This window comes from Rhodopirellula islandica (assembly GCF_001027925.1).
Lineage (GTDB): Bacteria > Planctomycetota > Planctomycetia > Pirellulales > Pirellulaceae > Rhodopirellula > Rhodopirellula islandica.
Map to the genome: position 1 here is coordinate 143,042 of NZ_LECT01000055.1, position 24,161 is coordinate 167,202.

Sequence of the window (24,161 nt, forward strand, 5' to 3'; positions counted from 1 at the left end):
GTCAAATCCAAAGTTTCAGCCGGTCGTCCAGCATGCCCGGCAAGGCTTTTTTGACAAAGCGTCGGATTTGGACATCGGTGTAACGCGTGCTGGCGTGCGATCCGATGATCAATTCGTTTTTGAAGTTGCCCGCTCTTTCACAATAGTCATCCACGTGCATGTGACCGTGCTTGTGGATCTTGGATCGCCGATGTTCGGGCGCAGCAAACGTGAGTTCACTGATCAAGATCTTGGACTCGTAGAACTCGGGGTTGTTGTCCAAACCCTTGGGTGACGTGTCGCCGGTGTAAGCGAACACTGGCACGCGTTGCTCGGTCGTGATCTCGGTGCCGGCGATCTTCAAATCACGAATCTTTTCGCCGGGTAGGTCCAAGTACTCTGGCTTGAGTTTGTGTCGTCGTTGGTAGACGACGAACCCCAGTGCATCGATCGTGTGATGCACGTTCATGGAACGGATGACGTATTCACGTCCGATGTTGGTTTCGTCTCCATCGAGCAGTCCGACCAATTCGCAGGGCATCGCACCGCGATCGAGGCTGCGGAAGGTTTGCAACATCTTCCACGCCATGTCGACCGCTGAGTCGGGGAGGTAGATGACCGGCGGATCCATCTTCATCATCCGTCGCCGGGAGACGTATGCGGGGAGGGCCGCAATGTGATCCAGGTGCGCGTGCGAAATGAACATCGTCGGCGTGCCCATGAAATCCCAGGGCTGGACCCCGACATCGAAGAGCAGCTTGAGTTCGTTGACGCGCCAGCAGGTTTGGACCGCGGCGCGGGAGTAGCCCTCGATCGTCAAGCCATCGTGGACGTGCGAGAGAATTGGAATGTTATCGACCATCAACGCATCCGGATCGGCATGTTGCTGTTGTCGATCGAGTCGGTGCCGTAGTTGTCGACTTCGTTGACGTTCAAGTTATCCGAGTAGCGGTCGGTTCGCACGACTTCGATTTCACCGAGGTCGTTTTGGTCGACTGCGGCACCGTGGTGCCGAGTCAGTTCCAGCATGGCCAGAAACCAACCGATGTAGGCCGATTTATGCTGCCCGGCGGGCACCAAATCGACCAGCGGCACGCGGGATTGGGCCGCCAGTTCTTTGTGGATCTTTTGCATGTAGACGTGAATGGGGGTGTCGTCGTAGACGACCTCGGTGGGCGGCGGGCCGGCGGATTCACGCATGATCCGCCCAAAGGCACTGACCAAGTCCCAGATTTCGAGTTCGACGATGGGTTGATCGGCGGGGTCGTTTCGGCGGTTGGGGAGGTCGTCGGCGACGCGTTCGAACCGGGTCTGCCAGCGAGCGGACATTTCGTCCAGGACCGCCGCCGCATCGCGAATCTCTTTGTATTGAAGCAGGCGTTCGACCAGTGCTTCGTGGGTGTCCTCGACCGCTTCTTCTGCGGTTTCGTCCTCAATTTTGGGCAGGACCGCCTGGCTTTTCATTTCCACCAAGGTGGCGGCCAGTTCCAGGAAATCGCCCACTTCGCCCAAATTGAGCTCCTGCAGCACGTCCAGGTGCGCGATGTATTGGTCGACCACTTTGGCCAGCGACATCTCCGTCAGCGACAATTCCTGGCGGCGAACCAAGTACAGCAGCAGATCGATTGGCCCTCGATAGACCGGCAAATCGATGCGAAAGCTCATGCGACGGGTCGCTCAGGGGGCAAAAAGGGTTGAAAGTGGGTGAAGAAGGGACAAAAACGCGAGTCGCAGGTTCGAACGGCCAGCAGGTTCGGGCGGAATCTCGGCTCGAGACGACGCGTCCGCGAACATTTGAGGGCTGAAAGTGGTCTGTCCCGGCTGATCAAGCAGCGAGTTTGCTGCGTTTGGCTCGCAGCCCTTGGCAGCGTCAACCTCCAAAATTATCATGCGTCGCTCTTGATCGCGACCCTTCCCTTGTATTTGTCGCGTCTTCGACGCGATTGGCGATCTTTTTTGCTCTCACATGGCGACTCACAGGCATTTCCATGGCCAGTCCCAACCAACGTCATTTGCTCTCGGCGCTCGTTCAAAACGTGCCCGGAGTGCTTGCACACATTTCCGGAATGCTCGCTTCCCGCGGCTACAACATTGATTCGTTGGCTGTCGGTGAAACCGAAGACACGACGCTTTCGCGAATGACGTTTGTCGTTGTCGGCGACGACCAAGTCCTCGATCAAGTCCGCAAACAACTCGAGAAAATCGTCACGGTTGTGCGAGTTCTCGACATCAGTTCCAACGATTACGTGGAACGCGACCTCCTGCTGGTCAAAGTCACCGCTCCTGCGGGAGGCATCCGCAGCGAAATTCGCGAATTGGTCGATATCTTCCGCGGACAAATCGTCGACGTCGGCGAAGGGGAAGTGATGATCGAAATCAGCGGCCGAGCCAACAAGGTCCAGGCTTTCATCGAACGAATCAATCGCTACGGCATCGTCGAATTGGTCCGCACGGGCCGCATCGCGATGGTTCGCAGTGGTTCGCAAATCACTTCGAGTGAGCCCACTGCAGAAACCGTCCAAGCCTAACCCCGATTCTGTTCCGATCCCTTCCAACTCATCCTTTCCCCACACACCCTGAGTGACTTCTGATGGCAGCCACCATTTACTACGAAAACGACGCCGACCTATCCCACCTGAAAGGCAAGACGGTCGCGATCTTGGGTTACGGTTCGCAAGGACACGCTCAAGCTCAAAACCTGCGTGACAGCGGTTGCGACGTCATCATCGGCCAACGTCCCGGCAGTGCCAACTACGATCTGGCGGTTTCGCACGGTTTCAAGCCGATGTCGATCGCGGACGCCACCAAGGCCGCCGACGTTGTCAACGTGTTGCTCCCCGATGAAGTCCAAGCGGACATCTATCGCGATTCGATTCGCGACAACCTGTCCGAAGGCAACGTGTTGATGTGTTCGCACGGCTTCAACATCCACTTTGGCCAAATCGATCCTCCAAAGGGCATCGATGTGTTGCTCGTCGCTCCCAAGGGCCCCGGCCACTTGGTCCGCAGCGAGTACGAAAAGGGCGGCGGCGTGCCTGCCTTGATCGCACTGGGCGAAGGTGCCTCCGAAACCACCAAGCAAATTGGTTTGGCATACGCCAAGGGCATCGGCGGAACCCGCGGTGGTGTCATCGAAACCACCTTCGCAGAAGAAACCGAAACCGACTTGTTCGGCGAACAGGTTGTCTTGTGCGGTGGTGTCAGCGAATTGGTGAAGGCCGGTTTCGAAACGTTGGTCGAAGCAGGTTACCAACCTGAAATGGCTTATTTCGAGTGCATGCACGAGCTGAAGTTGATCGTCGATCTGTTGTACGAAGGTGGTCTGAGCTACATGCGTTACAGCATCAGCAACACCGCTGAGTACGGCGATTACGTCACCGGCCCACGGATCATCACCGACGAAACCAAAGCCGAAATGAAGAAGGTTCTCGAAGAGATCCAACAAGGCGAGTTCGCTCGCAAGTGGATCAGCGAAAACCGTGCGGGTGCTCCTTTCTTCAAGGCCACCCGTCGTCGCGAACGTCAGCACGGTGTCGAGCAAATTGGTCTCGGCCTTCGCCGGATGATGAACTGGATCGACGAAAAAGAAGTTTGATCCGGTGGGCGACCCCACGGAAGATTTAGGTCGCATTCCAACGGTCACCGGTTCGGTCGAAGACTGGACGCAATTGCAAATCGATTGCGTCCGCCGGTGGCACGATGAACCCATGGCCAACCCGCACTCGGGTTGGCTGGGATGGGTGTGCCAACAACACGCTTTCAATTTCAAGTTGTGGCACGAAGAAGACGTCGCACGCAATCCAAACGTGACCGACGCTCGCATCGCCGAAGTCAAACGCTCCATCGATCGGCTGAATCAACAGCGAAACGATTGGATTGAAAAACTGGACGATGCGATCACGGAATCCATCCAGCAATCAGGCGTTGCGGCTCCCGAAGACGCTCCGATCAACACCGAGACACCTGGTAGTGCGATCGATCGACTGTCGATCATGTCACTGCGCCTGTTTCATTACGCCGAGCAGTTGCAACGGCAAGACGTGGGGGCGGAACATCGCGCCAAGGTGGAGGCGAGGTGGTTGCTTTGCCAAGTCCAGCACGCGGACCTCTCGGGATCGCTGCAAACGCTGATCGATGACATTTTCGCTGGTCGCAAACGGCACAAGACGTACCGGCAAATGAAGATGTACAACGACCCCAGCCTCAACCCCGAGATGTCGGGTTGAGGGGGCAGGTTCGGGCGACATCGGAGACGGGAGGTGTGTTGGCCAATGACGTTGTCGCTGTCGGCCAGGTTGTCCCTGGCTGGGTGATTGGCCGGACCGCGTTGAGTCTTGCGGGGGCGGGCTGGACGCCTCGCTTTGTTCCAAAGCATCGGCTGGTTGCCAGGTAAGACCTGGCCTACATCGCTTGACAACTGGATTTGCCAGGAAATCAGTGTGGTCCCTCGCTCACGCATTCGGGTTGTGAAGTGGGTGGCAGCAGGGTTCGCCAGAATTCCGATGCGCGAATTGGTGGGCGGTCCGAATTCTTGGCGAATCCGGCTACATCTTTAGGCGTCCAGCCCGTATGCCTTGATCGCGTTGCCGGCAAAGAAGGCGGCTTGTTCGTCCTCGCTCAATTCCGCAGCGAGTTCACGAACGGTGTCCAGCCATTGCTGGTATCCGGTGCGGAGCAAACACACCGGCCAGTCACTGCCAAACATCAGACGCTGTGGCCCGAACGCTTCCAAAGCCACGTCCCAGTACGGGCGAATGGTTTCGATGTCCCAGTCCGCGTCGCGAACTTCGGTGGCCACGCCGGAGAATTTGCAGGTCAGATGTTCGCGGCGAGCGAGTTCTTTGAAATGCGGTTCCCACTGGGGATCCATCTTGCCAGCTGAAATGCTGGGCTTGGCAATATGATCGACCACCATGGGCAGATTCGAGTGCCGGTCCGCGAAATCGATCGCGGCGGGAAGTTGCTTGGCGAAGATCAGGACGTCATAGACCAGGTTGTGTTGGCCTAGCAGCGAGACGCCACGGTTGAACGCTTCGCCATCCAGAAAGCGATCGTCGGGTTCGTCTTGGACAACGTGTCGCATCCCAACCAGCTTGGATCGCCCAGAGATAGATTCCAGCTGAGATTCGACGTCCGAGTCGGCCAAGCCGATCCAGCCCACCACGCCGCGAATCAGAGGTTCCTCGGAGGCGATTTTCAGCAGGTCCTCGGTTTCTTGCTTTGATTGGCGAGCCTGGACGCTGACGAAGCCATCGACACCGCTTTCGGCAGCAACTTCACGAAGTTGAGCGGCGAGGAAGTCCTGGCGCAGGACGCTCATGTCGTCACTGATCCAGCTGTATTCTTCTGGATCGTAGGCCCAAAGGTGGTGGTGCGAGTCAATCAACATGATGGTTTTCTCTATAGAGAAATGTCGTGTGGGGAAGGGGGTTGGCACAGGGGAGCCCGCGCCAGCCACATCCTAGCCCGCAACGCAGGCAAGGGAACCTGAAGGCTGATGGGTGTGTCTTGATCGAGCGGCGAACTGTTGCCTAGCGGACCGCTGCCGGTCCCGCGCTGATCTCGGTGGAGGGCCACCGAGCTACGGTTGCACTCGTCACGCCATTTGAAAAATGTTCTCGTCTCCGCCGTTCGGGTTGCTCGTTTGTTGGCCGGCGGCGAAGATATCGGTTCAAAGGTGCCGGAAAAGTTCGTCTTTTCGCAACTCTTTTTGATTCACATCCCTCCGCCTGCTTTTGGGTTATCCATGTTGCAAGCTTCTTCAACTGACCAGCTTCTCGCCGAACTCATCCGTGAACGCATTCTGATGCTTGACGGTGCCATGGGAACGATGATCCAGCGTCTGGGGTTGGACGAAGCGGCGGTGCGCGGAGACCGGTTCGCCGAGCACAACAAAGACCTGAAGAATTTCTCGGACATCCTGTGTCTGACTCATCCCGAGAAGATCACCGAGATCCACTCCCAGTACTACGAGTCGGGCAGCGACATCGTGGAAACGAACTCGTTCGGTGCGTCACCCATCGGGATGGTCGAGTTTGGTTTGCCGCTGGAACTCGTTCATGAGATCAACGTGGCCGCGGTCGCGTGCGCTCGCAAAGCCGCGGATCGATGGACCGAGAAGACACCCGACAAACCACGCTTTGTGGCCGGGTCGATTGGACCGACGACCATGCAGTTGGCAATCAGCACGAATGTCGATGACGGTGCGTTTCGAGCCACCACGTTCGACAAGTTGGCGGACAGCTACTACGCCCAAGTGAAGTCATTGTGCGAGGCGGGCGTTGACATCTTGCTGCCCGAAACCGCCATCGACACGTTGAACCTGAAGTCATGTCTGTTCGCGATCCAGCGTTACTTTGACGAGGGAGGTCGCCGAGTTCCGGTGATGGTTTCTGGGACGTTTGGCAATGGCGGTCGGACGTTTGTCAGCGGCCAAAGCGTCGAGGCGTTTGTCACTGCGTTGTCGCACTTCCCCATGCTTTCGATCGGGATGAACTGCGCTCTCGGACCGGACATCATGCGTCCGCATGTGGAGGAAATGTCCAAAGCGACTGGGCTGCCCATCAGTTGTCACCCCAACGCTGGATTGCCCAATGAGATGGGTGCGTTTGACTTGGCCCCCAAACCGATGGCAGAGATCGTTGGCGAGTACGCCGACAACGGTTGGATCAATATTTTAGGTGGATGTTGCGGGACAACCCCGGACCACATCCGGGCGATGACGGAACGGGTCAAGGACTGTAAACCGAAGCAAGAAGACAAGGGCGGTCCGGTATGGACTCGTTTGTCAGGTCAGTTGCCGATGGTGATGCGTCCCGAGATCCCGTTCACGATGGTTGGTGAACGTACCAACGTCACTGGCAGTCGCAAGTTCGCTCGTTTGATTCGGGACGAAAAGTACGACGAGGCGGTCGAGGTCGCGCGTGAACAAGTCGAGAATGGTGCGACGATCATTGATGTGAACTTCGATGATGCATTGCTCGATGGCGTCGAAGCGATGACCAGGTTTCTCCGGCTGATTGCCGGTGACTCGGTGGTGGCTGCGGTTCCATTGATGATCGACAGCAGTCGCTGGGAAGTCATCGAGGCTGGTCTGCAAAACGTGCAAGGCAAAGCGATCGTCAACTCGATCTCTCTCAAGGACGGCGAGGAAGAGTTTCTCCGTCGTGCAAGGTTGGTGCGTCAATACGGTGCGGCAACGGTGGTCATGGCATTTGATGAAGAGGGCCAAGCTGCCGACGAAGACAACAAGGTTCGGATTTGCAAACGAGCGTATGACTTGTTGGTCAACCAAGTCCACTTCCCACCCGAAGACATCATCTTTGACCCCAACATCCTGACGGTTGCCACGGGGATGGAGGAGCACAACAACTACGCGGTGGATTTCGTCAACGCGGTCGAGCGGATCAAAAAGGAATGCCCGGGCGCGAAGACCAGTGGCGGGGTCAGCAACATCAGCTTTAGTTTCCGCGGCAACGATCCGGTTCGCGAAGCCATCCACAGTGCGTTTCTGTACCGAGCGGTGAAAGCCGGTTTGGACATGGGGATTGTCAACGCGGGGCAGTTGGAAGTTTACGAAGAGATCCCGAAGGACTTGCTCGAACGTGTCGAGGATGTGCTGTGGAATCGACGCGACGACGCCACCGATCGCATGCTGGACTTCGCCGAAACCGTGAAAGGCAGCGGCAAGAAGAAATCCGGCGAAGACTTGGCGTGGCGTGAGCATTCGATCGAAGAACGGATGAAGCACGCCTTGATCAAAGGCATCGACAAGTACATCGTCGAAGACACCGAAGAGGCCCGCCAGCACTACGACAAATGCTTGCACATCATCGAAGGCCCGTTGATGGCTGGGATGAGCGTGGTCGGTGATTTATTTGGGCAAGGCAAAATGTTCTTGCCTCAGGTCGTCAAATCCGCCCGCGTGATGAAGAAGGCAGTGGCCTACCTCGAGCCGTTCATGGAACAGGAAAAGATCGAGGCGGGCACGCAAGATTTCAAAGCTCGCGGGAAGTTCCTGATTGCGACGGTTAAAGGCGATGTGCACGACATCGGCAAGAACATTGTGGGGGTCGTGTTGCAGTGCAACAACTACGAAGTGATCGACCTGGGCGTGATGGTTTCCAGCGAAAAAATTCTGGAGGAAGCCGTCAAGCACGACGCCGACATGATCGGTTTGTCGGGGCTGATCACACCCAGCCTCGATGAAATGGTTCACGTTGCTCGTGAGATGAAACGCATTGGCATGAAGAAACCTTTGTTGGTCGGTGGTGCAACAACCAGTGCCAAGCACACGGCGGTTCGGATCGCACCGGCTTACGATGGTCCGGTGCTGCACGTCTTGGACGCCAGTCGCAGCGTGGGTGTCGTGGAAAAATTGCTCAGCGATGAGTCTCGCGATACTTTCTTGGAAGCCAACGTCAAGGAACAAGAAAAGTTGGTCAGCAGTTTCCGCGAGCGGAAGCAGGCCTTGGTGCCCTATGAACAGGCCCTCGAGAAACGATTCAAAACGGATTGGGAAACGGTTCGCATCGACCAGCCCGAGTTCATTGGCACGAAGGTGCTCGATGATTTCCCATTGGCAACGCTTCGCGAATACATCGATTGGTCGCCGTACTTCATGACTTGGGAATTGAAGGGCAAGTACCCCAAAATCTTCCAAGATGAAACGGTCGGTCCGATCGCCAAAGAGGTGTTCGAGAAAGCGAACAAGATGCTCGACCGAGTCATCGACGAAAAACTGATCCAGGCCAGAGGTGTGTACGGGTTCTGGCCGGCGGCGTCCGATGGCGATGACATCATCGTTTACACCGATGAATCTCGGACGGAAGAACGCACGCGATTCCATTGCTTACGCCAGCAATGGGAACGCCGCGGACAAAAGGACTATCGTTCGTTGGCCGATTACATCGCCCCGGTTGAGAGCGGTCGCAAGGACTACCTCGGTGGCTTTGCCGTGACCGCTGGACTGGGTGCCGAAGAATTGTCGATGCGATTCAAAAAGGAACTCGACGACGAAAGCTCGATCATCGCCTCCGCGGTGGCGGATCGTTGTGCCGAAGCCTTTGCGGAGTACCTGCATCAACAGGTTCGCCAGCAATGGCAATACGGCAAGGAAGAGGACTTGTCCAACGAAGACATGATCGCGGAAAAGTACCGTGGCATTCGACCGGCGGCAGGCTATCCGGCGTGCCCCGATCACACTGAGAAACGAACTCTGTTTGACTTGTTGGACGCCGAGAAGAACACCGGCATCCAACTGACCGAGAGTTATGCGATGTCACCGGGAGCCAGCGTCAGTGGTTTGTACTTCTCGCACCCCGATGCCAAGTACTTCACCGTCGACCGGATGACGAAGGACCAAATCGAATCGTACGCGGCTCGCAAAGGCTGGCCGATTTCGGAAGTCGAGCGATGGTTGTCGCCCAACTTGGCGTATGACCCTTCGTAATCACCGATGAATGTGGTTGGTCGTGTCGTTTTGCTGAACCCTCCCCTCGCTTCGCTCGACCCTCCCGGGGGACGTCGATTTTGTCACTGACGTCTTCGAGGCGTCCTTTGCCCAGGACCTGAACCGTAGTGGACGAGGCGACGAGGCCTTCCCCACGCAAGGGACTTGTTGCCTCGTCCACTACCAAATGCTGCCCTTCATCAATCGACATCCCCTGCCTGCTGAGACAGAATCGGGAGGCGGAGCCTCCAAGACAGTGTGTTCCCAGGCAGAGCCTGGGAACAAGGAAACAGGGAAGAAAACCGTCAATCATTCAACCGACGTCCCGGAGGGCGGGGGATGTGATTGTGCGGACTTGTTTCGATACCAACGTCCAGACGGAAGGTGAAGTTTAGGAAACACTGGAAACTGAGATGCAAGTGAACCGCACGTCCTCGTGTCTATTCGTCGGGGTCGCCCTCGCATTCTTGGTGCGAGGGTCGATCGTGCTCGCCAAGCTGGATTCCCTGGACGCGGATCCAGATGCCTATCGGGTGATCGCAGAAACGCTGGCCCAAACCGGCACCTTTGGTTTGATGGGGGAGGGTGGGGTGGCGACGCCGACCGCGTTTCGTCCGCCACTGTACCCGTGGTTGCTTTCGTTCTTTGTGAATGCGGATGGCCATCTGGCGTCTGCTTGGGTCGCCGTGTTGCATGTGTGCTTGGGCGTGCTGACAGTCGGTTTGACGTGGGACATCGCTCGCCGGTGGTGGTCCGATCGAGCGGCCTGGATTGCTGCGGCGCTCGTGACGGTTGATCCGATGTTGCTGTGGCAATCGACGCTGGTGATGACAGAAACCATTGCCACGGCGCTGACAACGTTGGTTTGGTGGTGGTGGGTGGCGAAACTGAATCCCAGGTCCGCGGATGTCCCCTTGAACGCTGGCACGCACGCCCACGGATGTGATCGATCGTCTTTGTGGTCCCTGGCCAACGCGGTGGTGTTCGGTGGTTTGCTTTCGCTGACCGTTTTGTGTCGGCCAACCTTCTTGGTCTGGGCGGCGATGCTGATTCCCGCGTTGTTCTTCATTGGTCCCACTTGCCGGGTGCGGCGAGCGGCGCGTGTTGGCGTCGTGGGGATGCTTCTCTTTGCGACCGTTGGCCTGTGGACGTTGCGGAACGTTTCGCAGCTTGGGCATCCGGTTTGGGCGACCACGCATGGTGGCTACACGTTGCTGCTGGCCAACAACAATTCGTTTTATGACTCCCTGGGCGAGTCCTCGGGTGGTTGGCTGCCATGGGTTCGAACGCCGTGGGACCCGACGGAGTTTTTCGCGGCGTACGAAGCTCGTGAAAGAGGTGTCGATGAGGTCTCGGATGATCGCGTGGCGTATGAGATGGCCAAGTCCACCATCGCGAATCGACCCGCGATGTTTGGGTGGTCATGTGTGGTGAGAGGAGCGAGACTCTGGCATCCGTTTCCTGCTCGCACGTCCGATCGATCGATGCTGGTTGTGCTGGTGATCGGGGTGTATCAAACCGGTTTGTTGTTCTTGGCTGTGGGGGGAATTGGCAAGGATTGGCGCTCGTGGCGGCAATCCAACGCTTGGCCTGTGTTCGCGCTGATCCTCACCCTGACCGCGGTGCACAGTGTGTACTGGAGCAACCCCAGGATGCGTTCGCCGGTCATTCCCATGTTGGCTGTTGCAGTCGCGTGTTGGGTGGTGCCGAGGCAAGCGGATCGAACCAAACCGACGTAGCCGGACACCGTAGGCCAGGTTCTACCTGGCGATCGTGATTGACTGCTCCGTCGGAAGCTTGCAATGGATCGTGTTGTTGACGTCTCGCTTTGTTCCAAAGCATCGGCTGGGTTTCCAGGTGGTACCTGGACTCCGAGCTCCATTCATAACCTGCTGCGTCAGCAGGATGATTCAACAGCCGTCCGAATTCTTGGCGAATCCGACGACGGTTTCTTTGATTGGCTCAGCGTTGCTCGAGGAGGGATCGTTGGCGTTCGTACTTGTAGCCGGGGACGAAAAAACATCCCGCGGCGACGATGCCAAAGATCAGGTGCGCCGCGGAGGGGAACACCGCCATTGCCACGGACGTCGCCAGCAAGAGGACCGTTTGGATGTAGAACGCTCCGCTCAGCATCCCGGCTTTGATCAAGAAGACCATTGCGGTGATCACGCCCAGCATCGGTGCCAATCGCAATGGTTCCAGTCCGATCCACCATTCCAGCGGGAACAGCAAGGCGGTCGCGATCAGGCTGGCTCCCCACACATGAGCGACTTGTCGTTCAATGAAGGTGACCGGACCCATGCGTTGACGAAGTTTCCAAAACACAGCGGCCCAGGCACTCAGCCCGATCACCCACACGGCAATGTAGATCCAACGCTCATTGATTCCCGCCAACGCCATTTGCCAAGTCATCAGACTGGCGACCAACAGCACCAGCGAATGCCACATCCAAAGCAGGCCCCATTTTTCGAGCACGGCCGCATGATGCGTTTCACGAAAGACACGCGCGAGGACTTGGTTGAAGTGACCACTGCGAGCATCAACTCGTTCGTCGGCGAGGTAGGCTTCGATGTCTTTGGCGAGTGCTTCCGCGGTCGGGTATCGCAGATCAGCTGGTTTTTGCAGGCACCGAATGGTGATCATCTCCAGGTCCCGGTCCAAACTTGGACGCAACGCCCGTGGTGGCGTGGGGTCTTGCTCGGTGACCAACATCACCAGTTCCATCGGCGATTCTGCGACGAAGGGGGCGCGTCCGGTCAATGCGAAATACAGCACACAGCCGAGTGAATACACATCGCTGGCGGGGCCGATGTCGCCGCGACGACCGCCAGCTTGTTCCGGTGACATGTACGCGGGAGTTCCGACCAGCATCCCGGTGCGTGTCAGGTCCATCTTGGCGCCGACTTGTTTGGCCAACCCAAAATCCGTGATCATCGGACGTTCGTCGTCGGCGATCAGGATGTTGCCGGGTTTGATGTCGCGGTGCAGGATGCCGGCTTCATGAGCCACCGCGACGGCGCGAGCGATTTGCGCAACCATGCGGGCTGCCTCGCGAGGGGCCATCGGACCGGAGGCGACTCGTTGGGACAGTGTTTGTCCTTCGATGAACTGCATGCTGAAGAACGGCCGTCCCTCAATGTCGCCGACTTCGTACACCGGCACGATGCTGGGGTGATCCAGCGATGCGGTTGCGGCGGCTTCCGCCATGAACCGTTGCAGGTCAGCGTCGCTGGCCAAGCGACCGCGAAGGATCATCTTGATCGCGACTTCTCGATCGAGTGATCGTTGGCGGGCGCGAAAGACGACGCCCATGCCGCCACGACCAACTTCTTCCAACAGATCAAAGTCACCGATGGTGGTGGGCAAACGAAGGCTGCGCCAGCGGTTCGAGGAGTCGTCGGCTGGCATTTCTTGCGGGCGTTCTGCGGGGAGTTCGTCGTGGGCGACTCCGGCCGTGTCGGTCACCAAGACCGCGCCCCACAGCTCTCGCAGATCTTTGGCGAGCGTTGGATGTTGAGAACAGGTCGCATTGAAATCGACGGGCCGGCCCTGGCAGACTTGGTCGGTCAATTCCGCCAACACGTTGGCAAGGTATTGGTCGTGCGATTCAGCGTTCTCAGGCGACGATGCCTGCACCGCACGAGCAGCATCGCTGGGCGCTGAGTGAGGCCGGGGCGGGTCGGGCCTGGGCCGGTCAGATTGCGAGGTCATCGCTGCCTCAACCCTGCGAGTCAGTGTCGACGCCGAAGTTTTCTTTGTCTTCTTCAAGCACCGCTTTCAATCGACGAACGGCCCGCAAGTAACGCATGCTGGCGGCGGGCGGGTTGAGGTCGAGGACTTCAGCGATCTCGAGGTTGGAAAGGTGCTCGTAGTGACGCATCAGAATCACTTCGCGGTCGCCCTCGTCCAACTTTTGAATGGCGGCCTCCACCTGAGCAGCAATTTCTCGCTGGGTCGCGACGGCGGCGGGCGTCATCGCAGGGTCGCACAACTGGATCGCCAAATTCACAGACGATTCATCCACCCGCCCACCGCCCGCGATCGGTTGCTCGCGGTCCATGTTGCGTTTGGCGCTGACACGGTGCCGACGGTAGGTGTCGATGATGTGGTCCCAAGCAATCTGCCGGAGCCACAAATGGAACGCCATCACGGGATCGTCCAGGTACTTCTGAAGCCGACCACTGGCTTCGACCAAAACCTCCTGGACGACATCGCTGACGTCCACGCGGCGTTGGACTTTTCGGTCCAAGCGGACCTCCACCAGGCGACGGATGGGGCCGCGGTGTCGGTCGAGCAATTGGTTGACGGCTTCGGGATCGCCCTGGCGTGCGGCTTGAAGCAGCACTTCTGTGTTGTCGCCCGAGGGCCATAAAGATTGGGTCATGGTCACGCTCCAGTCACATGGTAGCGTGTTGGAAATGGGGTCAGTCCCTCTTCCACACACGATTCTTGGGTTGGGTGACCGTACGACGGACTTCCGAGTCCGTCGGTGCCGACGACTTTTAGCGGACTTGGAAGTCCGTCAGACCCCCAAAGTCGAGGCTGATGATGCACTTGCGTCGCGGGTTCACTTCCATTCGCGAATTTGGATGTTCTTGAACCAAACTTTCATCGCGGGGCCTTGGTGCAATTGCAATGCGATGACACCGGAGTCGGCCTTTTTACCCGGTTGTTGATCGACCACGCGGATCATCAACGTTTCGTTGATGAACTGCTCAAGTTGGTTGTCACGAACCAAGATTCGGTAGTCATTCCATTCGCCGAGGTGGATGCTGTTGGCGAGTTCTTCGGCGGTCGCGAATTGTTCGGTCGTCTTTTCGCCAGTCGCCCAGATGGTGGTTTGTTGTCCGCGAGTGGCCAGGATTCCGCGACCTTTCTCTTCGTACAAGATTCCCGCGAAACGGTTGGTCGCATCGATGTCGGCTTGGTAACCGCCGACGATGAATTTCTCTTCGTCGAGCACCTTGCTGCGGTACTGGATGCCCGAGTTGCCGCCAATCATCTTGAATTGCAGTGTCAGCTCAAAGCTGCCTTTGACTGGGCGATCGAGAATCAAAAACGTGTTTTGCTTGATCGGTGCTTCGTCGGTGGTTTGCCCGTGGATGGCTCCTTCGTCGACCGACCACAGGTCGTCGCGTCCACGCCATCCGTCGAGGGTTTTGCCATCGAACAAAGTGACGGTTTTCGCACCCTGCATGGTTTTGGCCAATGCAACCTTCTCACTGTCTTGGGCATTGGCGGGCGAAACCGCGACGGCGGCGACGAGAGTCAGAAAGCAAAGAACGCGGTTCACGGTTGAGCTCATGAGGTGGGTCCAGGAAGGTAGGTTGGTTAGGAAGGAGACACCAAGGACCGGCAGTTTAACCGGAGGAATGTGTCGATGTTGGCTGGCGAAATCAAAGGGGCAATAGTTTTTCGCCCAATGGAAGCGGTGTCCGACGGGATCGTTGTTGAGCGATCTCTATGAATCTTCACCGAGATTGAACAGGTGTCGCAATGCCTCCAGCAAACCTCGCGAGTGACCGTCGGCGGCGTCATCTCGCAGCGATGCCATGGGCGGGTGCAGCAATTTGTTGGTCAGTCGATCGAACGATTTTTCAATCTCTTTTTGCATTGCGGTGTCGGTGGAACCATTGAGTTTTCCGAACAGTCGCTGCAGTTCTTCGGCTTTGACTTTGTCGGCTCGTTCACGAAGCCGGCGAATGACTGGCCCGGTCGACCGCTGTTGCAACGATTGAAAGAAGCCATCGACTTCTTCATCGATGATCTTTTTCGCCTTGGGCCACTGTTTTTCGCGTTCCCGACGGTTGCGATTGCAAGCGGCTTGCAGGTCGTCGATCTGATACAGGTACACGCCGGGTTCGTCGCCAATGATCGGATCAAAATCTCGCGGCACAGCCAAGTCGAGAACCAGCATGATGCGGCCTTCTCGTTTGGCGTTCAGGGCCGCGAAGGTGGGGGCGTCGACGATGGGCTCCTCGGCCGAGGTGGTTCCAATCAGCAGATCGGCGCGAACGATTTGGTCGGACAAGTTCTCCATCAACTCGGCTTCGGCACCAAACTCCTCGGCCAGCTTTTGAGCTCGATCGAGGCTTCGGTTGACGACGCACAAATTGTCCGCGCCGCCGTTCTTGAGGTACCGAAGTGTTTCCTCGGCCATCTCCCCGGCACCGCACAGCACCACGCGTTTGCCTTGCAGGCGGTTGAAGACTTCGGGGACCACTTCCCCGATCGCGACACTGGGGACACTCAGGCGACGACGATGGATGCTGGTTTCGGTTTGAACGCGTTTGGCGGTTCGGTTGGCGGCTTGGAACACCCCATGGGTGATCGGGCCGGTGCGATCGGCGTCGTTGGCCAAGTCGTAGGACTGTTTGACCTGGGATAAAATCTGAGCTTCTCCGACGACCATGCTGTCCAAGCTGGCGGCGACCAAGAACAGGTGTTCGACAGCTTCACGGCCTTCCCGAAGGATCATGTGATTGGCAACAAAGTCACGCGATTGGTTCAAACAATCAGCGACCAAGTCGATCAAATCATCGGCCTGCAAGACGGAGGGATTGCTGCCGGAGGCGTACAGTTCGACTCGGTTGCAGGTGCTGAGCAAAACCAATTCTGCACCCGCGAAGCGTTGCCCAAACATTTCGAAGGTGCGACTGATCTCGCCTTCGGTGAATGACAGCTGTTCACGAATTTCAACGGCAGCGTCGTGGTGGCTGCACCCGATCATCTTCAGCGTCATGACTGGCCTCGCGGCACAATCGTTTCCATTGCCGCTTCGTTGTCGAGTGACTCACTGCTGGCGTCGACGTCTTGCTTGGATGGTTGGACGGGGGCGTTGGATTGGTCGGCACCGTGAGAACTGGAAAGCACCCCGGTCATGGCGAGCACCAAGAATCCGAAGCTGGCCAGGGTCAGGTAGGCGATTTTGCGACCGCGACTGGCGGGAGCGTAGATGTACTCGACCACCGTGGCGGTCACCAACCACAGGAACAGCACGCCTGAGAGGATGATTCCGCCGTCGGTCCAGGGGATCATGCCGAGTCGGTTCCAGTTCATGACCACGCCGGAGACCAGCCCCACACCAACCGAAGCGGTGCTGATGACCAAGCAGCTTCGATTGAGGTTTTGCAGTGTTTCCAGTGTCGGCAACCTCAATGACGAACCGGCTTGCTTGCGTTTCAGACGCCATGACTGGACCAGGTACATCGCCCCGGCCAAAAAGCCGACCAACACGGCAGCCGAACCCAGCATCATGGAGACCCCGTGGACGCCACGCCACACCTCCACCGCTTCATTTCGCTCGAACGCGGGCAGGTTGCTGACCGCTCGGGAAAGCGCAATCATCGCCAGAATGGCTGGCAGGAAAAACAGCCCGATGACTGTGTCCGGCCGTCTCAAATAGAATGCAAAGAAGGCGATGGCCAGTCCCAATGCGACCATCAGTGACCAGTCCGTCCAGGTTGCCAGACGACCGATGTTCGCTTCGTTGCTGATCGAAGCGGCTCGCAGAGTCAGGTAGGTGACGTGGGTGAAAATACCCAGCCCCATCATCACCACGACGGCCAGGCCACGACCCGGGACCCGGCCCAGAAAACGCAGCGCTTCCAGGACCAGCACCACGAGGTAGCTGGCGGAGAAACAAGTGACTGAGATTTGACGCAATAGTTCCATGGTGACTGTATCCTACACCGACCTGAAAAATTGTCAGCCTGGAGAGGGATCGCTCACCAGGGTTGTTGCAGGAATGCCCGGATTTGGAGAGCACTTTCGGGGCCCATTCGCACCCGGATGGCTCCTTCACGGGAGGTCACGTGCACACCGCCTCCCGCCGCGGACAGCATAGCGGTGACCTCGGGTTTGGCGGCCCTCTGTCCACCGCTGACGACCGTTTCCAATGGCCGTGCCCATTGAAGAACCGCCTCGGCATCCATCCGCAGACTGCCATGATGTGGTGCCATTATCACCCCTCCGGGCGGTGGGCGAGGTGTGTTGGTCAGCACCGCGGTTCCGGGGGGCTCCAAATCACCGGGCAACAACAGCACGCGTTCGCCCCAGTCAATTCGCAGCACCAAAGAATTCGCGTTGTCGTTGGCGTCGATTCGTTCTCGGGGTGGGTGCAGCACTTCCAACTGATCCAGCCAGCTCGGTTGGCCACGTCGAATTCGTTGACCGCGGCTGACTTCTTGCACCGGAATTTGGTGGCGGCGGATTGTTTCGGAGGCCCTGGCCAAGGCAGTGCCGTCGCCCTCAAAAAAGCCGGGCGGAACGAGGACCATGCCAATGGAGAATCGCTCGGCCAATCCCGGCAACGCGTTGTAGTGATCGGTGTCCGCGTGCGACAGAAAAATCCCATCGATGTGGGTGGCTCCCAGCGACCACAGCGCGTCCTCGATGTTTCGGCTGGTCGCGTTGGCGTTGCCCATCCAGCCACAATCGTAAAGCCAGATCTCTTGACGGTTGGGGCGAAGGATCGTTGCGGTGCCATGTCCTACGTCCACGAAAGTTGCTTCCAAGGTTTGGTTGGGGAGTTCCGCCGGAGAGGTCGCCAGCGCCAACGCGATCCCAATCCACCCGACCAGCAAACCGGCTTCGATGACTCGGCGGCGAATGCCTCGGGACGTGACCATCGGCCGGATTGCCGCCCAGGCAACCAATCCCAAGTAGAACGTGACAACCCAGGACGTCGGTGGGGACGGAAGCCAAAAGTGACCACCGGGGAGATTGGCCGCTGAATCGATCACCCACTGCATGATCGAAAGCAGCTTCCCGCAGATCCCACCGGGAATCCAAGCCAGCGAGGAAAGCGACCAGCCAGCCAAGATCGTCAGAACTCCGGCGGACAACGCGAGCGCCATCAGCGGCGACAGCATCACGTTGACGATGACGCTGATCGGCGAGACGACATGGAACTGCGACCACACCAAAGGCAGAGCCATCAACGTGACCGCCCCGCTGTACCACAGCACTCGGCCGGTCCATGAGGCGATGAATGACAGGACTCTTCGCCACGCCGCTTGAGATTGCTGGGCCAGTTCGTCGAAGCGTTCTTCCACGCGAATCGTTTCCGCCGCCGGTGTCAGTGCATTGGAAAAGGGGCGTCCACAAAGCAACAGGGTGGCGACGGCCAAAAAGGACAATTGCACGCCGATGCCAAAGATCTCGGCTGGCATCCAGATCATCAGAATGATGGCCGCCAACGACAGTGAATTCAGCGGGTGGTGGGGACGAGCAAGCAACCTGGCCAGAATGACCGTCGACAACAAAATGGCGGCTCGGGTCACCGGAGGTCGAGCACCGGTGATGGCCACATAGAACAGCATCACGATCACGATCAAGGTGACCGAACCGGAGAGTGGCAATCGCAGCAGTCCCGCCACCGCTCCCGTCAACAGGACGATGATGCCCAAATGCAATCCGCTGACGGACAACAGGTGTGCGGTGCCCGTCACAAGCAAGCGTTCATTGGTGGTTCGGTCCAGGAAATCGCGTTGCCCCAGCGTCAACGCGAGCGCCAGTCCACGCTGCGATGGTTCGATCTGATTCAGGATGGTGTCTCGAGCCGAGGCGGCTCGATCGGCCAACCAACGCTGGAGCCAGACATCCCAGGAAGACTGCCCGTTTGCGTCCCCTGCGTTCGGTAGCTGTTCGACCTGAGCAGCCGAGCCCACACGCATGCGAGCATGGATGTTTTGTCGACGTGCTGCGATCCGTTGGTCGGTTTCACCCGGGTTGCTGGGCGGCGGAATCGCTGCGATGCGACCGTACAGCTTGACCGTATCGCCCGGTCGCAGGTCCTGTCGTTCTGCATCGACCATGACCATCACGCGGCCGGTGATCGGAACAGGTTGGGTCCCTCGTCGCATGGTCACCACCCGAACGACCAATCGAGTTTGGTACTGCACGTTGTGGTGGCCGTTGGGGCCGGAACCCATGCCTACGACATCGGACGTCCGCGCGACGGTGTTCTCCAGAGCATCGCGTTGCAAGCGGACCGGTTCGTCGATCACAGCAACCATGACGGTTGGTTCTTCTTCGCTCGACAAAACTTCCCGAATGGTCGCGGAAGCGTACTGCCATTCATCCAGGGCGTGCCGGCCCGCGAAAGCAAACAAGATGAATCCAAACCAGCACGCAGTTCGAAGGCGGGTGAGAACTTCTGTGCGGATGCGAAGCGAGTTGGAAAGCTGGGGGGCGGCAACCCAGGCGATCCACCAGACCAACACCATCGCACACATTGTGCCCAGCCAGAACTGCATGGACTGAGGGAAAACGCGGTCGAGCAACAGCCCGCCCAATCCCGTTGCCGCAAACATGGTCAGCGGTTGGCGGCTGGGAAGCTCGGCCAGGTGACGAGTCGAGAGACTGCCTTGCCGCATTCTGAAGTCAATTCCTAGAGAAAAGTTGAGAGCGACGGACTGCAGGCCGGATAACCCGCATAACCGGCGAGGCTTCTTGCCCTTTCTGCTTGCCTGGTCGGCAAACTCGCCGGAAAGCTCAGCCCTGGCCTAACCCGCGTGCTACTCATTGTACGGCCAAGAACTCTCGGTCACACGCTTCTCGATCTTTGAGGGATGGGACAAATCGTCCACGTCCCAACTCTTCGCACCGTTTCTTATTGCACGAGGAAACCCATGCCAACGACTGTCAAATCATCGTCCAAGACTTCGACCGCCAGCAAAACCAAAGGTAGCAAAGTGAGTGACGAAGTCGTGACCATCGATCGTCGTCGCAACGAACGCCGCGACGGCAATGCCGATGCAAGCGATGCGGGGATGATGGATCAGCCACGTCGAAAGAAACAACGCCGTCGTCACATTGACCCGACCACTTGCGAACGCGACTACAGCGACCAAGAAGTCGAGTTCATGAAGGCGATGGACGACTACAAGCGTGACTCGGGGCGGATGTTCCCAACGTGCAGCGAAGTCTTGGAAGTGTTGCGTTCGTTGAACTACGTCAAGCTGTCGGACGATCAGTTCGAAGAGTTGGGCCTGAACGACGAAATCGAAGGCGAAGAGAGCTGGAGCGAAGAAGAGTCCGATGAATTGGCCGAAGTCTGATTCGACCATCGAGCCAACGTCGATCCGGTTCCACCGGACTCGCCTCCTACGGCATCCAAATTTCGCCGCGACCGTCGATGTGACGGTCGCCCCGGCAGACACGGAGTGATCGCAAGGATTCAGGCGTCAGCCAACTGGCACCACTGCTCCGACCGAGCAACCCAACAAACGCCGACCGAAGTGGAATCGGTGTTGAAAAACGATTTGCATCGAGTGTTGGTTGCTGGCCAAAGATCAACGTTCCACGACGCATTCCATAGGCAATGTTGGAGCCACATTTTCCAGCCACGCCAATCGTGCCAGCCACCTGCCACGTGGCCAGACGTTGCCCCGCATCGCCATCGATCCAAATCTCACCGCGACGCATCCGCTGGCCCGCGTCATCGCCGGCGGAACCTCGCACGATCAGTTGGCCACCGTTCATGCCAACATTGCGGGCGCCTCGCGGCGAACCGAGGTGATGACCCGCGTTGCCATGCACCACGATGCGGCCGCCCAGCATGCAGCTTCCCGCATGATCGCCCACGTCGGACTGGCAAATGATCTCGCCCAGTTTGTGTTGGAAACCCATTCCTGAAACGTGTCGCAAACACCCATCGATGACCAATCGTGGCATCGAGACATCGGATTGCAGGGAGACCTCAAACAGCTCACCGATCGCAATCGGACCGGATCGAGACGGCAACTCGAACCGTTCGATCTCACTGGCCGAGAGTTGAACCCATTCATCCAGCCGAATTCGCGACGCATCCAGTGGCGCACGCAACGCGGATCGCAGTCGCAATGTGATTTGGCTCATTGTCCGGCCTCCGAATCAGAGGACGGCGATTGGTCGCGAAACAATTCGTGCAGTTTGAAATGGTGTCGGCCCAGTTTGCCGCCGTAGTTGCCCGCCGACACGCTCATCAATCCTTCGGCAGCACCGGCTTGGCAAGCGGCAGCGATGCCGACTCGCATGGATTCTGCGATCTCATCAAACGACAGTCCATCAATCACGACTTCGATCGCCGCATTGGCTTCGGGGGGGAGTGCCGACGGTGTGATTTCTCGAAGTGCGGGGCAGAACGCGTCGTTGGTGGATGCAAACAACGCGGCGTATTTCGATCCGACTTTGGAACCGCTGCGAGTCGTTCCGCCGGGAAAGGGTGTGATGATGCCGGGCAACTCTCGCATCGCATCGATCGCAGCACGACTGGCGATCGTCACAGACTGCATGCTTCGTCCGACCAGGATGAAGTTGCCGCCGCCGATGGCATCCACCCGGCCAACGTCGTGCTGGCAAACAAATTCTCCGTCCATCACGGGAATCCGCCAGTACCGCACCGGACGCGATTTGCCATCCGCATCCAAGTGCTGAATCTGCTTGCTGATTTGGTTCCCGTCGCCAAAGTATCGCAGTGACTTCCCGATCGGGACTCGTTTGGGATGCACCTCACGGCCGCCTGGGATGCCACCGTACAAAGCGGTTGTGGGGCAAGTCAAAACGCACTGGCCCGCTCGTCGGGGAATTTGCTTTTCGAGATCTTTGCCCGACATGCCGAACGCCAAAATCGCGACGCCGGGGCGTCCATCTGGAGTCTGCTCGGGTGCCAGCGTTTGTTCCACCGCGATCTCAAGACCGCAGGCAATGACGCTGGTTCCAAACCCGCACATCGCCGTCGCGGATTCCTCGCACCAACGTCGATCATCCGCCGTCACGATCAACCGGGTGGCCTTCATGTCAAAGGCTTCGGCAAAGGTGTCTTCGACCGCAACACCGGCAATCGAGAATCGGTTCGATGTTTGGGCGGAGTCAGCCATTTGTGTTCTCCGATCCATTGGTTTCGATCAAACGCGTGCCGATCACGTCGTCCATCTCACCTTGGGAAATCTGCAATCGGTCCAACGCGTAGGTGCCTGTGCGAGCATGCAATTCGCGGAATTTGGGGACGTAGGTTGGGTCGACTTCGACCGACGCGGCCAACGTGTTGTCTCGTGGGATGGAATCTCCAGCGTCCATGTTTTGACCCCGTGAACGAATCCGAACGCCCTGTTTAAAGACATCCCGCGGGGTGCGGAACATGGTTTCGACGTTCGTGTCCTGTTCGTACACAACCACATCGGCAATGCATCCCGGCTGCAATCGACCTCGATCGGAAAGCCCTAGGATCGAGGCCGGTGCGGACCGTGTCATCACCGCGATGTCGTCGAGTGTGTATTCTCGATCGATGCCCGCCAGTGAGCTGGCCGCCGCGGCGTCGGAGTGAATTTCAGTGAGCGCCGTTTCTCGTAGCGAACGATCGGTGAGCAAGGCGATCAGGTGCGGGTAAGCCGTGAACGGACCGCCGTTGGGATGGTCGGTGGTCAAGAAAACTCGCGAGGGGTCATCGACCATCAGGAACAATTCCAACCCGATCGCCCATTGCAAGCTGTGGACAAACTCACGGCGTGCGTATTTGAATGGCACCACGCCGCAACCGGCTTCGCATTCGATGTCCAGCAACACTGACTTGCGAGGTTTCGCGAGTTTGCGGTGATCGAATTGATGCATGGCATCGGCACTGATCGTGACCGTTTGGCCAAATTGAATCTGTCCGACGTCCAGCGTCACGTTCGGGTTGGCTTTCAGGGCATCGGCCAACTTCGCTGCTGAAGAAGAAAATTTGTACGGTCCTTCGACGCCGTAGCTGTGGAATTGAGCGTGGGTCAAATGAATCGGATAACCATCGGCGGCTCGGATGGTTGCCAACGTGGATTCAATGTTGCCAGGCACGCCCAAGTTGCTGCAGTGGATGTGCAGGGGGTGCCGCAGACCGATCTCGGACACGGCTCGGCAAAGCACGCGAATGATTTGGCCGGGCGTGATACCGTACTGGGGATGCCGCGTGTCGACATCCATCTCGCGTTCGTTGAACTTGAACGCGTTGATGCCACCTGGATTGACGACCTTCACCGCGATGCAGCGAGTCGCCTGGACCATCCAAGCCACATACGCATTGATGACCTCTTGAGGTTCCTCATCGGCGATCAATCGCAACAGCACGTCGTCGTTGCCGAGCAAGCAATACCCACCGGTGTCGAGTCCCCGGACGTCGGCCATTTCCGCGTGAGCCGATCGGGCGTTGCAGGGGATCACGGCGGGCTCAAAGCACGTCGTGTAGCCCATGTCCAGGTAACGCGAGGCGGTCACAGAAGCCGAGGGAAGGAACTCGCATGAGGCGGCGTCTTCTCCAGCGAGGCCTGTCGCTTCTCGCCAAGGCGGCATTTGATCGCCTAGCAACATGCGGGCCAGCGTGACTTTTCCACCGCCGATGTGCGTGTGCAGATCGATGCCGCCCGCCATCGTGATGCAGCCACTGCCGTCGATGATTTGATCCGCGACCGTTCCTGGTTCAGGTGCCGCGACGAGGCGACCGTCTCGCCACCACAGGTCCGCGATCTCGCCACCCGGTTTGGCTCCTGGTGCCGACGGGTCGATCAGCCGGCTTCCTTGGAGACATGTGAGCATGGTGATGAAATGACGATCGCGAAGCGCGGAAGGCGAATGGACGCTGCCGCAGGAAATGAATGTTCGGCGGGAATATACGCGAATTCCCGTGTCCCTGGTACGATGCTCCCCCTGAACCCAGTGACAGAAGGCCAGCCGCCGGGCGGTTCCTGGTCAACGTCACCGCGTTCCATCTCCGTTC

Annotated in this window: 19 protein-coding genes; 6 read left to right on the forward strand and 13 right to left on the reverse strand. The window is 58.2% G+C overall.

The window, feature by feature from the left end; all coding sequences use genetic code 11:
• Window position 1: 1 nt before the first annotated feature.
• A complete protein-coding gene (locus RISK_RS27670) occupies window positions 2–841 on the reverse strand; it encodes an MBL fold metallo-hydrolase (protein WP_047817557.1) in 840 nt (279 codons plus the stop codon).
• Window positions 841–1,644 carry a segregation and condensation protein A gene (locus tag RISK_RS27675; RefSeq protein WP_047817558.1) on the reverse strand — a complete coding sequence of 268 codons (804 nt, stop codon included), beginning with the start codon at window positions 1,642–1,644 and terminating at the stop codon, window positions 841–843. Before RISK_RS27675 ends, RISK_RS27670 begins: the two co-directional genes overlap by 1 nt.
• A gap of 323 nt (window positions 1,645–1,967) precedes the next feature.
• Here RISK_RS27675 and ilvN point away from each other — a divergent pair, with 323 nt between their 5' ends.
• From ilvN to RISK_RS27690, 3 genes are all read left to right on the forward strand, one after another.
• Entirely contained in the window at window positions 1,968–2,507 is a 540-nt protein-coding gene (gene ilvN / locus RISK_RS27680) for an acetolactate synthase small subunit (protein WP_047817559.1), read from the forward strand.
• A 62-nt stretch (window positions 2,508–2,569) separates the two neighbouring features.
• Window positions 2,570–3,574 (forward strand): ketol-acid reductoisomerase, encoded by a 1,005-nt coding sequence (ilvC, locus tag RISK_RS27685; protein ID WP_047817560.1) that lies wholly within the window; start codon window positions 2,570–2,572, stop codon window positions 3,572–3,574.
• Window positions 3,575–3,578: 4 nt separating this feature from the next.
• Window positions 3,579–4,205 (forward strand): DUF4254 domain-containing protein, encoded by a 627-nt coding sequence (locus tag RISK_RS27690; RefSeq protein WP_047817561.1) that lies wholly within the window; start codon window positions 3,579–3,581, stop codon window positions 4,203–4,205.
• Here RISK_RS27690 and RISK_RS33470 read toward each other — a convergent pair.
• Together RISK_RS33470 and RISK_RS27695 are read right to left on the reverse strand one after the other, a co-directional pair.
• The gene (locus RISK_RS33470) at window positions 4,183–4,368 is read right to left on the reverse strand and encodes a DUF1589 domain-containing protein (protein ID WP_150122731.1); all 186 of its coding nucleotides are present in this window, start codon (window positions 4,366–4,368) and stop codon (window positions 4,183–4,185) included. The two genes, RISK_RS27690 and RISK_RS33470, sit on opposite strands and share 23 nt — an antisense overlap.
• Before the next feature lie 163 nt (window positions 4,369–4,531).
• The gene (locus RISK_RS27695) at window positions 4,532–5,368 is read right to left on the reverse strand and encodes an amidohydrolase family protein (protein ID WP_047817562.1); all 837 of its coding nucleotides are present in this window, start codon (window positions 5,366–5,368) and stop codon (window positions 4,532–4,534) included.
• Between the two features lie 357 nt (window positions 5,369–5,725).
• On the opposite strand from RISK_RS27695, the gene metH reads away from it, so the two are divergent.
• Together metH and RISK_RS27705 are read left to right on the forward strand one after the other, a co-directional pair.
• A complete protein-coding gene (gene metH / locus RISK_RS27700; protein WP_047817608.1) occupies window positions 5,726–9,430 on the forward strand; it encodes a methionine synthase in 3,705 nt (1,234 codons plus the stop codon).
• A 413-nt stretch (window positions 9,431–9,843) separates the two neighbouring features.
• Window positions 9,844–11,169, forward strand: coding sequence for an ArnT family glycosyltransferase (locus RISK_RS27705; RefSeq protein WP_047817563.1), 1,326 nt, complete (start codon window positions 9,844–9,846; stop codon window positions 11,167–11,169).
• A 223-nt stretch (window positions 11,170–11,392) separates the two neighbouring features.
• Here the strand turns inward: RISK_RS27705 and RISK_RS27710 are convergent, their stop codons facing one another.
• The 6 genes from RISK_RS27710 to RISK_RS27735 form a co-directional block, all read right to left on the reverse strand.
• A complete protein-coding gene (locus RISK_RS27710) occupies window positions 11,393–13,141 on the reverse strand; it encodes a serine/threonine-protein kinase (RefSeq protein ID WP_236696782.1) in 1,749 nt (582 codons plus the stop codon).
• A 7-nt stretch (window positions 13,142–13,148) separates the two neighbouring features.
• On the reverse strand, window positions 13,149–13,814 hold the full coding sequence (locus tag RISK_RS27715; RefSeq protein WP_047817564.1) for a sigma-70 family RNA polymerase sigma factor: 666 nt from the start codon (window positions 13,812–13,814) through the stop codon (window positions 13,149–13,151).
• Between the two features lie 183 nt (window positions 13,815–13,997).
• Entirely contained in the window at window positions 13,998–14,723 is a 726-nt protein-coding gene (locus RISK_RS27720; RefSeq protein ID WP_047817610.1) for a 3-keto-disaccharide hydrolase, read from the reverse strand.
• 168 nt (window positions 14,724–14,891) lie between these two features.
• Window positions 14,892–16,172: a glutamyl-tRNA reductase gene (gene hemA, locus RISK_RS27725; RefSeq protein ID WP_047817565.1), complete on the reverse strand. Its 1,281-nt coding sequence runs from the start codon at window positions 16,170–16,172 to the stop codon at window positions 14,892–14,894.
• Window positions 16,169–17,104 (reverse strand): cytochrome c assembly protein, encoded by a 936-nt coding sequence (locus RISK_RS27730; protein ID WP_047817566.1) that lies wholly within the window; start codon window positions 17,102–17,104, stop codon window positions 16,169–16,171. Before RISK_RS27730 ends, hemA begins: the two co-directional genes overlap by 4 nt.
• Window positions 17,105–17,157: 53 nt before the next feature.
• Window positions 17,158–19,809, reverse strand: a complete 2,652-nt coding sequence (locus tag RISK_RS27735; protein WP_047817567.1) for a ComEC/Rec2 family competence protein — start codon at window positions 19,807–19,809, stop codon at window positions 17,158–17,160.
• A 255-nt stretch (window positions 19,810–20,064) separates the two neighbouring features.
• Between RISK_RS27735 and RISK_RS27740 the strand changes: the two genes are divergently transcribed.
• Window positions 20,065–20,493 carry a hypothetical protein gene (locus RISK_RS27740; RefSeq protein WP_201778970.1) on the forward strand — a complete coding sequence of 143 codons (429 nt, stop codon included), beginning with the start codon at window positions 20,065–20,067 and terminating at the stop codon, window positions 20,491–20,493.
• A gap of 46 nt (window positions 20,494–20,539) precedes the next feature.
• Here the strand turns inward: RISK_RS27740 and RISK_RS27745 are convergent, their stop codons facing one another.
• From RISK_RS27745 to RISK_RS27755, 3 genes are read right to left on the reverse strand one after another with little or no spacing between them, the layout of a single operon-like run.
• Window positions 20,540–21,292 carry a formylmethanofuran dehydrogenase subunit C gene (locus RISK_RS27745; RefSeq protein WP_047817568.1) on the reverse strand — a complete coding sequence of 251 codons (753 nt, stop codon included), beginning with the start codon at window positions 21,290–21,292 and terminating at the stop codon, window positions 20,540–20,542.
• Entirely contained in the window at window positions 21,289–22,293 is a 1,005-nt protein-coding gene (fhcD, locus tag RISK_RS27750; protein WP_047817569.1) for a formylmethanofuran--tetrahydromethanopterin N-formyltransferase, read from the reverse strand. Before fhcD ends, RISK_RS27745 begins: the two co-directional genes overlap by 4 nt.
• On the reverse strand, window positions 22,286–23,980 hold the full coding sequence (locus RISK_RS27755) for a formylmethanofuran dehydrogenase subunit A (protein WP_047817570.1): 1,695 nt from the start codon (window positions 23,978–23,980) through the stop codon (window positions 22,286–22,288). Before RISK_RS27755 ends, fhcD begins: the two co-directional genes overlap by 8 nt.
• Window positions 23,981–24,161: the final 181 nt, after the last annotated feature.